The organism is Marisediminitalea oceani, from assembly GCF_003731635.1.
GTDB classification, from domain to species: domain Bacteria; phylum Pseudomonadota; class Gammaproteobacteria; order Enterobacterales; family Alteromonadaceae; genus Alteromonas; species Alteromonas oceani.
In genome coordinates this window covers 111,639-125,628 of sequence record NZ_RCUA01000020.1, presented here as the reverse complement: position 1 = coordinate 125,628, position 13,990 = coordinate 111,639, and the positions used below count along the sequence as shown (strand labels likewise).

Genomic DNA, 13,990 nt, shown 5'->3' with positions numbered 1-13,990 from the left:
CTACGGTTAGTAGCCCCCAGTCTAGAGGGATGCGAGGTAAATTTTTAGTTTATGGTTTTTATTGTTGCCATAAATGGTGTGAATAACTGGTGGGCTGACTGAGCAGGGTCTACCGGCATTGCGCCGGTAAACTGCTTAAATAGGGTATCAGGTGAGCTATTGCATTTCGGCCGCCACATCACCAATCAGGCGACGCAGCCAGATATGCCCGGCATCATGATGAAGTAGGGCACTCCAGGCCATTTTGAGCGCAATGGGCGGAATATCAAACGGTGGCTCGCGCAGTACAATATCCGGATCATCAGTAAATATCTTGGCGGCTTTGCTGGGCAGTGTCGCAATCAGGCTCTGGCGTTTAGCAATTTGCAGGGCGGCGTGATAGTGACGGGTAAATACCCGGATATCACGTTGTTTGCCCAGTTTGGTGAGCTCCGCGTCAACCCAGCCAAGTTTTTGTACTTCATTGGGGTCGATACCGACGCCCACACCAAAGCCGGTTTTGCTGACCCAGATATGCTGCGCTTTCAGATAGGTTTCTAAATCATAATGACTGGCGAGCGGGTGCTTTTTATTCATTACACAGGCGAAGTTATCGTACCAAATCACTTTCTGGTGGAATGACAGCGGCAATTCGTCAAAGCGGTTTATGGCCATATCCACTTTGCCCTGTTCCACATCGTGGAAGGTCACGTCGCTGGGGGTAATTAAATCCAGCGTAATATTAGGTGCGCAGTCGGCCAGCCTGCCAAGAAGTTCCAGTAGCAGCGTCGATTCGGCATAGTCACTGGTCATGATGCGAAAAGTTCGTGCACTGGTGGCTGGGTTAAAATCGGTTTCCGGCTGGATTGAGCTTTCGAGTTTGCTAAGCACATCGCGGATCACCGGTTGCAGTTCCAGCGCTCGCTTGGTGGGCGTCATGCCGTCACTGGTGCGTACCAACAGCGGATCCTTAAATAAATCACGCAGGCGTTTCAGACCATTACTCATTGCCGGCTGGGTAATGCTGAGCTGATTTGCGGCGCGGGTAACACTGCCTTCTCGCAAAAGGACATCCAGATACACCAATAAATTCAAATCAACCTTTGCAATATTCATAACTGTAATAGCCTGTATTAGTTTTATTAAACGCCGCTATTATACTCATAGTCTGAGTGCTTGTCAGATAGGCCTTTGGTCGTAGTGCTTTATTGTTGTTTCTTGGTTAACTAACTGAAATTATTGTTGAATGTGGTTTTTTGGATGAGTGGATGTGTTTTGTGAATGGTTGAAAATAAATAATTATGGTGAATAAAACCGATAGAACCACCAATATTTCAGTTCACACGGGCATAAAAAAAGCCTCCCGAAGGAGGCTTAACACGAATCGACTTGTTTCAGTTGGGAATGAGTCGAATTAGTCGAACTGGTTCATGGTGTTGTCTTTACCACTCGCTTTCAGTGCCTGCTCACCAGAGAAGTATTCTTTGTGAGTATCACCTAAGTCAGAACCGGCCATTGCCTGGTGCTTAACGCACGCCAGCCCCTGACGGATTTCCTGACGCTGTACGCCTTTAACGTAAGCCAGCATACCTTCTTCACCGAAGTAACCTTTTGCCAGGTTGTCAGTAGACAGCGCAGCAGTGTGGTAAGTCGGCAGTGTGATAAGGTGGTGGAAGATACCGGCTTCACGAGCACCGTCAGCCTGGAAGCTTTGGATTTTCGCATCTGCTTCGGCGGCCAGTTCACTTTCATCATATTCTGCAGACATCAGGTTATTTCGGTCGTAGGCAGATACGTCTTTACCTTCTTCAGTCCATGCATCAAATACCTGTTGACGGAAGCTCAGTGTCCAGTTGAATGAAGGCGAGTTGTTGTAAACCAGCTTCGCATTCGGGATAACTTCGCGGATTTGGTTAACCATGTTACCGATTTGACCAACGTGTGGTTTTTCAGTTTCAATCCACAGCAGGTCTGCACCGTTTTGCAGGCTGGTGATACAGTCCAGTACACAACGCGCTACGCCAGTGTCAGGCTTGAAGCGGAACAGGCCGTTAGGCAGACGCTCAGGCTTAACCAGTTCGCCGTTTTGCTTCAGTACCAGGTCACCTTCGTTCAGGTCTGCTACCGAGTTAACCGGGGTAGTTTGCAGGAACGCGTTGTACTGAGAAGCCAGGTCACCTTCGCTGGTAGATACCGGGATCTTCTGCGTCAGGCCAGCACCTAAAGAGTCGGTACGAGCAACGATAACACCATCGTCTACACCCAGCTCTAAAAAGGCATAACGAACCGCGTTGATTTTCGCCAGGAAGTCTTCATGAGGAACAGTTACTTTACCGTCCTGGTGACCACACTGCTTGGCATCAGATACCTGGTTTTCGATTTGGATACAGCACGCACCCGCTTCAATCATCTTTTTAGCCAGCAGGTAAGTGGCTTCTTCGTTACCGAAACCGGCGTCGATGTCGGCAATGATTGGCACAACGTGTGTTTCGTAGTTGTCGATTTGCGCCTGGATAGCAGCTACGTCGCCACCATTTGCTTTAGCAGTATCTAACTGCTTGAACAGGTCACCCAGTTCACGTGCGTCAGCCTGACGCAGGAAGGTGTACAGTTCTTCGATTAATGATGCAACTGAGGTTTTCTCGTGCATTGACTGATCCGGCAGAGGACCGAACTCAGAACGCAGTGCGGCAACCATCCAGCCAGACAGATAAAGATAGCTCTTACTGGTAGTGCCCTGATGTTTCTTCACAGACAGCATTTTTTGCTGACCAACAAACCCGTGCCAGCAACCTAAAGATTGCGTGTATTGAGTACAGTCTGCATCGTACTCGGCCATGTCCTGACGCATAATTTTTGCCGTATACTTAGCAACGTCTAAACCGGTTTTGAAGCGGTTTTGAACAACCATACGTGCAGCAAAATCTGGACTGATGGCATCCCAAGTACCGTTATATTGACTCTTAAGCGTGGCAACCTGATCGATTGCATTTTGGTATTCTGACATGACTGTCTCTCCTTCCCGAAAATAGAATGAATCTTTTGCTGATAACACCCTTGGGTTGTCATCGACTTCCATTTCATCCTAGAGCGGTGAGCTCAATAACAGAAATATATAATCCTCATTATCGTAATAATCCCTGTGAATGTTTGATGTGCAAAATCTGAACAGTGTGATTACTAAGGATTTTCCGCGCAAAGTGAGTAAAAAAAATCTATTATTAAGAAAGGATATTCGTTAGGCCATTTATCATGAGTGAAATACTTTCGTCAGTTGATCAGCGAACTAAGCTGGTAGGTGAAAACCGCCTGGAGTTATTGTTGTTCAGGTTAGGAACCCGTCATACCTACGCTATCAACGTGTTTAAGGTTAAGGAAGTCATCACGGTGCCGAAGATGAATATGATGCCGGGAACCCATGGTAATCTGCGGGGTGTAACGATTTACCGCGGGCTGACGATCCCCGTAATAGACTTACGGCAGGCTATTAGAATGCGCCCTGTGAGCACTGAGAATGGGAACACGGATCGCAATGTTATCATCACCGAATACAACCGCTCAGTGCAGGGCTTTATGATTGGTGATGTCGTCAGTATCGTTAATACATCCTGGGAAGATATCCAGCCGCCGCCCAAATCCATCGGTAAGACAAACTTTCTTACCGCCATCACTCAGATTGATATTCAGGGTAAACGAGAGTTAGTCGAGATTATCGATGTGGAAAAAGTGCTGGCCGAAATCATTGAATATGATGTGTCTATCTCTGAAGAAATCCTCGATCAGGCCGTTGTCGAGCACCTGAAAGGGCGAAAAGTATTGATCGTGGACGACTCTTCAACGGCCCGAAAGCAAATCCGCGATACCCTTGAGCAACTCGGGTTGCACATTCTTGAATGCCACAATGGGGCTGAAGCTCTGGGATTGCTGAAAGAATGGGCTGATTTAGGTAAAACCGTTACCGATGAGATTTTAATGATGTTTACCGATGCCGAAATGCCGGAGATGGATGGCTATCGGTTAACAGCGGAAGTCCGCGCCGATCCGCGCATGGCAGACTTATTCATTGCGCTGAACACGTCGCTCAGCGGCAGCTTTAATCAGGCCATGGTTGAAAAAGTAGGGTGTAACCGTTTTATTTCTAAATTTCAGCCAGACATGCTGGTCGACGTGGTTCAGCAACGTATGCGGGAGTTGCTGTAAACGGTTGGCCGGTGCATGGGCATCCGGAACGGATAACGGTATACTCTGCATAAGATATGATTATCCTGTTGTTTTAACATCTTATCGGTTTTTCATGCGGATGTAAGATAGCAGCGATACACTGCGATATATTAAGATTACAAAAAGGAACCTATCGTGCGACAGAAATTGCTTGTGGCAGTGGCCGCAACGTTTGCGTTGTCGGCTTGCGTGAATACTGCCGATACCGCTTCTACTCAGAAACAAATTCCCTCAACGCCAAAAAATATCATTATGATTGTGTCAGACGGCATGGGGCCAGCCTATACCACTGCTTATCGCAATTTCCGTGACAATCCCGACACGCCAGAGGTGGAAGGTGTTGTGCTGGACGATATTTTTGTGGGTAATGCCAGTACTTATCCTGATCAGGTTTCTGGTTTTGTAACCGATTCGGCCGCTTCTGCAACAGCGCTTGCCTCGGGTGTCAAAAGTTATAACGGTGCCATTGGCGTTGATAAAAACAAAAAGCCAGTAACGTCTATTCTGCAACGGGCAAAACAATTAGGGATGCGCACTGGTGTAGCCGTAACATCGCAAATTGTTCACGCCACGCCAGCCTCTTATGTTGCGCATAATGAAAGCCGCCAGAATTATAATGAACTGGCTGACAGCTTCTTTGAAGATCGAATCAATGGTCAGTTTGTTGCTGATGTGATGCTGGGCGGCGGCACCCGCTATTTTGAGCGAGAAGATCGCAATGTTACCGCCGAATTTATCGATGCGGGCTATGCTTATGTGGATACTTACAACAAACTTGCCACGCTGCCTGCCGGCGAAAATGTGCTGGGACTCTTTGCCGAAGTAGGCCTGCCCTGGGCTCTTGATGATCTACGCAAAAATCGTCTGGCTTATCTTACTGAGCATGCGATCAAGCATTTAGAAAACGATAAGGGCTTCTTTCTGCTGGTGGAAGCCAGTCAGGTAGATTGGGCTGGCCACTCTAATGATATTGCCGCAGCAATGGCTGAAATGCACGACCTGAATCTTGCGCTGGAGTATCTGGTTAGCTATGTGAAAGAGCACCCGGATACGCTGGTGGTTCTCACTGCAGATCACAGTACAGGTGGATTAACTATTGGTGCGCGTGGTGAATATCGCTGGGCACCTGAGTGGTTGCAAAACCTAAAACAGTCGCCGGAAACCATCGCCCAGAATATAACCGAGGTGGATTCACCCGTAACGTATGTTAGTGACGCACTGGGCTTTGAGCTAAACGAAAAAGAATCACAGCAGGTAGTAGAACTGGCAAAACAGGACGACCTTAAAGCGCGATTCGCTGGTATCAAGACCCTACTCGATATCCGCTCAAATACCGGCTGGACCACCTCCGGTCATACTGGGGTAGATGTGGAAGTATTTGCATTCGGAGCTGGTAGCAATCAGTTTTACGGGCAGTACGACAATACCGATATCGCCAAAAAGTTATTCGGTTTGTTACCTGAGAGCGCTCCAGTGGTGAAAACAGAAACCACACCGGCTCCTAAAGAAGAAAAAAGCCAGTGCGATTTTGAAACCGACTGGCGCTGTGAGTAATCCATAGCTATTTCAGCGGCAAATCTTAGAGCCTTTAATAAATGACGAACAGGAACCTGTTCGTCATTTTTCTTTATTAGCACGCTTCGTGCGAGATTTTATCGTGTTTGTTATTCGTTTTTGCTATTGCAAACCAGGCGCCGAGTAAGCACAAAGGTAGAGGTGCGAGTAGTTTGGCAGCCTGTTGAATGACGTGGTGTTCGGGATGCAGGAAAATGCCTAAGATGCCATACAGGGTTAGTATTCCGGCAAAATACTTAGCATGCTTATAACTGTCACTACCGGTGCGTCGGGTAATAAAATAGGCGCAAATTACCGCCATCGTACTGCCAATAACCATTGAGCCGACCGTCAACAGCTTTGACTGCGCTGCCATGTCGATTAATTGCTGCTGCGAGTAGGCGGAGGTATCAATACCGGATTGCCAAAATACCGACAGCACCACAGCCAGAATGACTGTGGTAACAACATACATCAAGAATGCGATAACTAACGATTTTACGCTAAGTGGTTGAGTGTTCATCTTTCTTCCTTCTACGGCAAAGCGCGCAGCAATTCGGCAGTCTGCCTGTTAATGGTGGTTTAAAGTAAAGATGAGCCAAGCCCGTATTTTTTCTTCAGGCGATTATGCTTAAAGAAATAAACGATAGCGGAAATGACCAGCGCAATGGAAACCGTATTTTTCAACAGCTGAAATGTGGATTCATCTATGCGTTGTTCGCCAAAGGCGCTAAAAATACCGTAAAAACCGAACAGGTGACTGGCGAGTACAATCCAGAACGCGATATGTAACTTTCTGATTTCCAGCTTGCCTTGTTCAGTTTGCAGGGATTTATTGTGGTCATTTTCAATCGACGAGGAAGCAGAGAGTGCTTCCTTGTCGGGTTGCGAAGAATCAGGTGCCGGATTGTCAGTTAACACATCGTCAGCAAACAGCTCGGAAATTGCGATATCAAACACGGCGCCAAGGCATTTTACACTCTCCTGTGACGCCACTGATTTTGCTTCAATTCTCTGAACGGTTCTTAAACTTAACCCCGACATATCAGCAAGCTGTTGCTGAGACCAGCAGCGGCTTTCTCTGAGCTGTTTAAGTTTATTTGCGTTAATTTTCAATTGCATTGAGGGTCTCCGTTGGCTCGATTTAAAGCTAACAGGAGTTGCCCCTTTTCCTGACGTTATACACCCGTAACGCTTACGTTACCAATACGACACCAGGTGTCAAGTTACTATTTTCGTTAGTTTTTTCGCTTTTTATGTCGACTCTGAAAATGTCGGAGAAAACGGTTCGCAGTGATATCCAGAGCTCAGGTGATGACTATTCAACCGTGATCATTTCGTGATAATTCCGTGATTTCGGTGTGAAACAAAACTTCTAGTCTTTTCCTCCGAGGGGGAGGAGTCGATGCGGTTTCATGCTAAACCTCCTATTTACTGACTTTTACGGAGAAAAAGAAAATGAAAAAAATAGTGTTTTCATTGATGGTACCTGCAGTACTGGCTTTTACCGCACCGGCTATGGCCGCTGCAAAAACCTATGAGGTGACTATTCAGAATGTCACTTCTGGAATTAGTTTTACACCATTCTTATTGGCTACGCATAACAAACGGGTGAGCTTATTTGAGTTGGGAGCGCCAGCTTCAGAAGCGTTGGGGCGAGTAGCGGAAGGTGGAGACACTGCCGGGTTGCAGGCTGAGCTGGATGCATCGAATGGGGTTTTTCAAACGGTTAGCTCAGAAGGTTTGTTAGGCCCTGGCGAGTCGGTGACAGTTTCCATTGACGCCCGTGGTGGTAAAAATAAACTGAGTCTGGTATCCATGTTATTACCCACCAACGATAATATCGATGCGGCTCAGGCTATTGACCTTCCTTCAGGCATGCGGGCACGAACAACCTATCTGGCCATGGCGTACGACGCCGGTACCGAAACTAACTCGGAAGAATGTGCATTTATTCCGGGGCCGACCTGCTCCGGTGAAGCATTTTCCGATACGGATTTGGGTGAAGGCTATATTTTCCCGTCTGCCGGGATCCATGGTGAGGCCGATTTGAGTAAGGCGATGTATGACTGGCAGGGGCCTGTAGCCATAGTGACAATAAAGCGGGTTTATTAACCGATGCTGAAGCAAGCTATCGAGCAGTAATTCAGCGCGGGGTGGAGTTGTGACACTTTGCCTTAATGGTAATGATTCGCACCTTTATCCTTTCACTACTGATTAATAAAGCTCTCGATATCCTCACCGGTAATTTTGCCAATCTGGCTGAACAGATACCACAATGCAGCAATCAGCAACACCATAGAGGGGATAACAATGACCGGGTAGCTCAATGCAGTCATCCGCCCTAACTCCTCTGTATAGGCAGTGGTACCCGGTTCGCTCACCAGAATTACCTTGGCAAGAATGTAGTTAAGCGTAGAGGATAAGAAAAACGAACCGGCAACAATGTAAGAGCAGTGCCTGATTTTTTCCTTAAACAGCGGTTGTTTATTCTGCTGATCGAGCACTTCGTTCAATTTCGGCCAGTTAATGATCTGATCGTTAAGAATAAGCATCTTTACCAGCGGTTTTTCTGTTGCCTGGGTTACTAGCACAGCTATGCCTATGAGAGCTGGTATAGCTGCTTCTTTTATAGCAATATATTCCGCCGGTAACTTTAATAAACTGATCCCGCCGGTCAGTAGCACACTGACAATGCCGAGCACAGAAAAGCCATTAACCTTGCCGCTTTGCTTTAAATCCCATAAGCCATAGCCCAGCGGAAAGCTCAATGCTGCCACAATACTCCAGGCCGGACCTAAATACTCTTCCGAACTGGCATAGCTCATGAGGACGACCGGGATGACAATGTTAAATGCCAGATTAGGCAGAAACCCCTGATTCTGAGGCTTAGCGGTTGACTGTGTGCTGTCTGACATAAGATAACTTCTTTACTTACAATAGCAGGCTACAAGCCCTGATATTAAGAGGATTTCGCCCACAGGTGAGCACTTAGTAAGCCCATAATGAAACCAAACAGGTGGTATTCAAAAGAAACAAATCGCTGTAAGGGCAGTACGCCGAATATCATACCGCCATATAGCACGGCTATCACTACCGAAATAATTAATAAATGTAATTTTTTGCTATAAAAGCCGCCGAGGATGAGAAAGCCAAGGTAACCATAAACAATGCCGCTGGCACCAATGTGCATAGCATTACGACCAAATAACCACACCAACAGGCCGGCGCCAAGCCAAATTAACAGCGTTGACTTCAGAAAGGTCAGCTTGCCCCATTGCATACTCAGCCACATAAACAGTAATAAAGGTAAAAAGTTACTGGCAAAGTGTGTGAGGTTGGCGTGTAGCCAGGGGGCCAGAAAAATACCCGGCAGGTTGCTAGGAACGCGCGGCCGGATACCGAATTGATTTAACCAGTTAGACAGCAATAAATTAATAAACTCGGTGCCTAGCAGGCCGAGGGCCAATACGCCTAAAATTCTGAGTTGCTGGGATAAGGTAAATTGTCTCATAAAATAATGTGCGGCAAATAGCGCGATAAGTCCTGGGTAATCAGTGAACGGTCTTCCCGAATGGAAATGCCAGCCGGCAAATCGTCTACCAGCCAACTGCCAATCAATACGTATTGATCGCCGTAGCGGGGCAGGGGATGGTACTGTTGCAGAATAAACCCCTCTTCACCGTATGGCCCATCCGATAGGGTAGTTGGTGAATCATCGTCGTTAAGCAGCGAGATATTAGCCCCTTCACGGGAAAATAACGGCTTTTTAATCCACTTGCCGCCGGTGGCCCGATGCTTATCCTGCTCAAAAAATGCCGGTAACAGGTTAGGGTGATTGGGAAACTCCTGCCACAACAGCGGCAGCAACGCCTTATTGGATAACACCGACTTCCACGGCGGTTCAAGCCAGCCTACATCAGCTGCTTCCAGGGCATCGCCAAACTCTTCCCGGAGCATAAACTCCCAGGGGTACAGTTTGAAACAATGGGTAATAGCGTTGTCGTCCAAATCGGTAAAGTAGCCCGTGTCGCTAAGGCCTATGTCTTCAACAAACAAAAACGGTGCGTCTATACCCGCTGCACTGGCACAATCCTGCAGGTATTGCACGGTGCCGCGATCTTCTACCGAATCTTCACAGCAACTAAAGTGAATACGCTGATAATTGTATTGCTGTCTTAATTGCTCAAACCGGTAAACGAGCTTCTCCTGTAAGGAGTTAAACTGGTCGGCGTGGCGGGCAATCTGGCCGGCATCCACCAGGTTCTCCAGCCATAGCCATTGCCAGAAACCGGTTTCGTACAGGGAAGTGGGGGTATCGGCATTGTTTTCTAACAGCTTGGCGGGAGATTTACCGTCGTAAACCAGATCCAGTCGCGAATAAAGAGAAGGTTGCTTTTCACGCCAGCTTGAGGCGATAAGATCCCAGTGAGGTTGGGGGATCTGGCACTGGGTGAGCAATGCCTCAGAATTAACCACCTTATCCACCACGTGCAAACACATCTGGTGTAATTCGGCACTGGGATCTTCAATGTCCTGCTCGATTTGACGCAGGGTAAACTGATAGTAAGCACTTTCATCCCAGTAGGGTTCGCCGTACATGGTGTGAAAATGAAAACCATATTCAGCCGCTAACTGTTGCCAGTTGTGACGCGGCTGACTGGCCATTCTGAACATGCTAGCCGCCCCAGCCCTTAGACTTACTTCCTGAGCTGCCCCAGCTCGATTTTGCCCGCACGCTGCTACCGAACCCACCGCGTTTAATGGTGCGATTTACGGTTGGTTTTTTCTCAAATACCGATGACGGGGCATTATAAGAGCGTCTTCTGATATCACCGTCAAACACATAGCCGTTTGAGGTAACCCAGCGGGAGCGGAACGGTGAATAAGGCGAGAAGGAGGTATATAGGGGTTGCGAATAGTATGGTCGCGGCTGCAGCAGCTGACTTACCATATAACCGGCCATAAAGGGCATAAAAAAGCTGCCTGATGATGTTTGTACATACTGACAGCGGTCATTACCAAATTCGTATTCACAATCATTTTGCGTATCGAATTTAGGTGCGGTGCGATTATGCTCCTCAAGCGCAGACTCGTATGCCGCCAGGCACTGGCCGGTCGCTTCCGGGTTATCCTGCTGGCAATCTTCCGGCGATACGTAAATGTTTGACTGTTCACGGCTGCCACCACAGGCGGTCAGCATAATTCCGGCTACACCCACAGCCAGCGGTTTTAATGCAAAAGCTTTGCGTAACTGATGCAGATGAATACTTTTAGAACGTTTTTGTGAATGGCTCATCGCAAAACTCCTAATAAGTCATGCAAGCGGCATTCAGAATACCCACGGCAATCGACATGGCAGCAAGCATAACACCGGCAGAAATTTCATTGTTATTTATGCGCTCGGCAATCTTCGGCATAAAACTAAACCGCAACAGGGCAAAAGCCAGGCTCTGAGCGATTACCGCGACAATGCCCCACAGGGTAAAATCGATCAGCCCCAGAGAGTTTGACGCGGCGCTTGCCAGAGCCAGACTGAAGCCAACCATGGCGCCACCAAAACCAATTGCCGCGGCTACGTTCTTTTCCTGTTTAACCAGTTTCCATTCGTCGTGCGGCGTAACCATGGCGTACACCACCTTAAAAATGAACAGGTAAATAATAGAGATCGCAAAATACAGGGCGAAGTTTAAAAGTCCGGCCATCGACTGAGTAATAATTTCCATGCGTTTTCCTTATTGTTAGCCGTTAATGCGAATATCTGAGGGTTGAATGTCAAAACCGGTACTGATCACCAGACAGCGATCGGCATTTGCGCCGACAATTTTCTCTTCGCCGGCAACCAGCAAAGACTCGGTTCGGTCGTTATCAATTTCGCGCTCGTAAAGCATCATAAACTGGTCGGTTTCACTCACATCGCCGTCTTCTTCCCAGGTTTTTTCGGTAACGGCAACCGGTGGTGATTCTTCACCCACAGCATCCCAAACACGTGAAAAACTGTGGCCTTCCAGGTCATAGGTTGGGCGGGAAATCTCTTTGTTCAGACATTGTTGCCATTGCGCCTGGTTGCCGATAGTGGTGGTGGAGTAGAAATACCAGAGCTTTACATCGGTAATATGGTTTTCGCTCATGCCACCGTCAAGCACTACCTGCAGAAAGGCATCGTCGTCGGTGTAAAAGCGTAACAGGGTGCCGCCGCTGTCCAGCTCTGCCTGGCCTACTGCCTGAATAAGATGCTTGCTGGCTGCGCCTTCAATACACAACTGTGGCGTGAGTAATTTGAGCTTAAGCGCATCCAGTTCAAAGGAGCCGCCTAAGTACAGACCCATCACCTCCGGTGCGGCAGGCTTTTTGGGCGCATCTGATTTAAACCATTTTTTGAACATATCACTGCTCCGTGAGCGCATTCCAGTTAATATCGGTAATGCGGGCTTTGGCGATATAATAAAGTTTATCCTGCGGCGAAATAACCGTATTAAGTGCAGGGTTGAGCGTAATGGATTGGCCACGTTCAGCGCCAGCACAGCCTATTAAGGTGGCATCATACTGACGTTTAAACGCCATAAATAAGGTTTGGTAGCTCACCGGCTCAACCGAGTGGGGGATAGTCAGAGAAAATTGCGCCTGACCATCGTCATCCACGCTCAACAAATCGTGGTGCAGCGCACTGGAGCCAGGGTCGAAAGCGGCTTTGGCGAGCATTTCAACAGCAACGCTGGGTGTGCATTCTACCTGTGGACAGTGCATCTGCAGCAGCCTTACCAGACTTTCATCATTAAAATAAGCAACCTGATGGGCCGACGGATTCTTTTGTGCACAATACAGCGCGGTGGTCATGGTTAAGTCGTCTTCGGGATTATCAATAAGAATGGTGGAGGCCGCGCTGATACAGGCTTTGTCCATGTCTTCATCTTTATTAAACGATTCCACCTGCACGAATTCTATTTTACCGGGCATGGGGTTGGTAATGTCGGCTCTCACACAAAGCACGATGTCGGGCTTTTCAGCCAGGGACTGACGTTCCTGCAGGAGTAGTTTGAGTAGTAGTAACGTGCGTCGTTCATTCCAGCCAATGACCAGAATATGGTTGCTTACATCGAGACTGGATAACCCCATAATACCTTTTCTCCATTGATTTCCCACAAATGCGGCAACCCGGCCTACAATCATCGCAAAGATACTTAACCCAAGCGGGATAACATATAAGGCCACAATAAGCTTGCCAGCCGGGGTTTGCGGCGATAAATCACCGTAGCCAACTGTTGAGCCGGTAACTGCCAGCCAATAGATGAAGTCAACGCTTTCGGTCAGTGCCTGCTCGTCGAATGCATAAAGTAACAACCAGGACGACAATGCATAAAACAGCGTCGCCAGAACGATGGTATACCATCGTGATTCGGCAAAATAGTTAAGCATTACGCGTCGGATTTTTATCCACATATTGGCGCCACTGACTATCCCTGTTGTTGAGTTGTCTGCCATCTTCGCAAAAAAATAGCGGTTAGTCCAAGTACCTGCCAGAGAGCAAGCCCGAGACTTAACCGCTTGATTTTATTTACTTGCCTAAAATGCGCGCCAGCTCATCGTCGGCCGAACTCTGGCCGCCTTTGATGCCTGCCGCAGCCAGACGCTTTTCTAAATCGTCTGACGATTCAGATGAAGCCAGTTCTTCCGCTGCTTCCAGCTCCGCGGTGCGCATTTTTTGCTTTTCCTGAATCCGCGACAGTGACTCAGTCGCCGTCTTCATTTTGCTATTTGCGCCCATATGACGGGAGGAAACCGCAACCTGAGCCTTTTGCACGCTTTCAGTTGCTTTTACCATGTCAACCTGTTGCTCCAGGCGACGCAGGTTGGCTTTAGCCTGCTGAATATTTTTAGCTAATTGCTTCTCTGACGCATTGAACTGGTCGAGGTATTGCTGTTCCTGGTCGCGTTCAGCTTTCAGTTCGCTAACCTTTTGCGCGCAATCAAGCGCCAGTTCACGGTCGGTGTCGATAGCTTTACGGGCATGGGCTTCATACTCCGCAATCGACTGGTTAAATCCATCAACTTTTTGCTGTGACAATTTGCACTTAGCCAGAATTTGGGTACGGGCATGATCAGATTTGCGCAACTCTTCTTTTGCTTCCCGAATTTCCTGTTCAAGAATTCTGATTGCCTGACTATCTACCACTGACTGGGCCGCTTCGTTGGCTCCACCTTTCACTGCTGTGATCAGTTTTTTCCAAACAGACAT

At 47.9% G+C, this 13,990-nt stretch carries 15 protein-coding genes; 3 read left to right on the top strand and 12 right to left on the bottom strand.

Annotation, left to right across the window (positions count from 1 at the left end; all coding sequences use genetic code 11):
• Positions 1-156: 156 nt before the first annotated feature.
• Entirely contained in the window at positions 157-1,095 is a 939-nt protein-coding gene (locus D9T21_RS07345; protein WP_105933880.1) for a LysR family transcriptional regulator, read from the bottom strand.
• Positions 1,096-1,393: 298 nt separating this feature from the next.
• Complete coding sequence (locus tag D9T21_RS07340) at positions 1,394-2,986, bottom strand: isocitrate lyase (RefSeq protein WP_123324385.1); 1,593 nt, start codon at positions 2,984-2,986, stop codon at positions 1,394-1,396.
• Positions 2,987-3,231: 245 nt separating this feature from the next.
• Between D9T21_RS07340 and D9T21_RS07335 the strand changes: the two genes are divergently transcribed.
• Together D9T21_RS07335 and D9T21_RS07330 are read left to right on the top strand one after the other, a co-directional pair.
• On the top strand, positions 3,232-4,179 hold the full coding sequence (locus D9T21_RS07335; protein ID WP_206427242.1) for a chemotaxis protein CheV: 948 nt from the start codon (positions 3,232-3,234) through the stop codon (positions 4,177-4,179).
• 198 nt (positions 4,180-4,377) lie between these two features.
• Positions 4,378-5,754, top strand: coding sequence for an alkaline phosphatase (locus tag D9T21_RS07330; RefSeq protein ID WP_241155660.1), 1,377 nt, complete (start codon positions 4,378-4,380; stop codon positions 5,752-5,754).
• Positions 5,755-5,830: 76 nt separating this feature from the next.
• Here the strand turns inward: D9T21_RS07330 and D9T21_RS07325 are convergent, their stop codons facing one another.
• Together D9T21_RS07325 and D9T21_RS07320 are read right to left on the bottom strand one after the other, a co-directional pair.
• The gene (locus tag D9T21_RS07325; protein WP_123324383.1) at positions 5,831-6,277 is read right to left on the bottom strand and encodes a hypothetical protein; all 447 of its coding nucleotides are present in this window, start codon (positions 6,275-6,277) and stop codon (positions 5,831-5,833) included.
• A 59-nt stretch (positions 6,278-6,336) separates the two neighbouring features.
• Positions 6,337-6,876, bottom strand: coding sequence for a helix-turn-helix transcriptional regulator (locus tag D9T21_RS07320; protein WP_123324382.1), 540 nt, complete (start codon positions 6,874-6,876; stop codon positions 6,337-6,339).
• Positions 6,877-7,212: 336 nt separating this feature from the next.
• Between D9T21_RS07320 and D9T21_RS07315 the strand changes: the two genes are divergently transcribed.
• Complete coding sequence (locus D9T21_RS07315; protein ID WP_123324381.1) at positions 7,213-7,869, top strand: spondin domain-containing protein; 657 nt, start codon at positions 7,213-7,215, stop codon at positions 7,867-7,869.
• Positions 7,870-7,964: 95 nt separating this feature from the next.
• On the opposite strand, the gene D9T21_RS07310 is transcribed toward D9T21_RS07315, so the two are convergent.
• The 8 genes from D9T21_RS07310 to D9T21_RS07275 all read right to left on the bottom strand — a co-directional run bounded on the left by D9T21_RS07310 (position 7,965) and on the right by D9T21_RS07275 (position 13,990).
• Complete coding sequence (locus tag D9T21_RS07310) at positions 7,965-8,672, bottom strand: VC0807 family protein (RefSeq protein ID WP_123324380.1); 708 nt, start codon at positions 8,670-8,672, stop codon at positions 7,965-7,967.
• Positions 8,673-8,716: 44 nt separating this feature from the next.
• Entirely contained in the window at positions 8,717-9,268 is a 552-nt protein-coding gene (locus D9T21_RS07305) for a rhomboid family intramembrane serine protease (protein WP_123324379.1), read from the bottom strand.
• Positions 9,265-10,431: a glutathionylspermidine synthase family protein gene (locus D9T21_RS07300; protein WP_123324378.1), complete on the bottom strand. Its 1,167-nt coding sequence runs from the start codon at positions 10,429-10,431 to the stop codon at positions 9,265-9,267. The genes D9T21_RS07305 and D9T21_RS07300 overlap by 4 nt, the downstream gene beginning before the upstream one ends.
• A gap of 1 nt (position 10,432) precedes the next feature.
• Positions 10,433-11,053, bottom strand: a complete 621-nt coding sequence (locus D9T21_RS07295) for a DUF1190 domain-containing protein (RefSeq protein WP_123324377.1) — start codon at positions 11,051-11,053, stop codon at positions 10,433-10,435.
• 10 nt (positions 11,054-11,063) lie between these two features.
• Complete coding sequence (locus tag D9T21_RS07290; RefSeq protein WP_123324376.1) at positions 11,064-11,480, bottom strand: DUF350 domain-containing protein; 417 nt, start codon at positions 11,478-11,480, stop codon at positions 11,064-11,066.
• 15 nt (positions 11,481-11,495) lie between these two features.
• Complete coding sequence (locus D9T21_RS07285) at positions 11,496-12,140, bottom strand: YjfK family protein (protein ID WP_123324375.1); 645 nt, start codon at positions 12,138-12,140, stop codon at positions 11,496-11,498.
• 1 nt (position 12,141) lies between these two features.
• Positions 12,142-13,194: a potassium channel family protein gene (locus D9T21_RS07280; protein WP_123324374.1), complete on the bottom strand. Its 1,053-nt coding sequence runs from the start codon at positions 13,192-13,194 to the stop codon at positions 12,142-12,144.
• A gap of 115 nt (positions 13,195-13,309) precedes the next feature.
• Positions 13,310-13,990: a PspA/IM30 family protein gene (locus D9T21_RS07275; RefSeq protein WP_105933867.1), complete on the bottom strand. Its 681-nt coding sequence runs from the start codon at positions 13,988-13,990 to the stop codon at positions 13,310-13,312.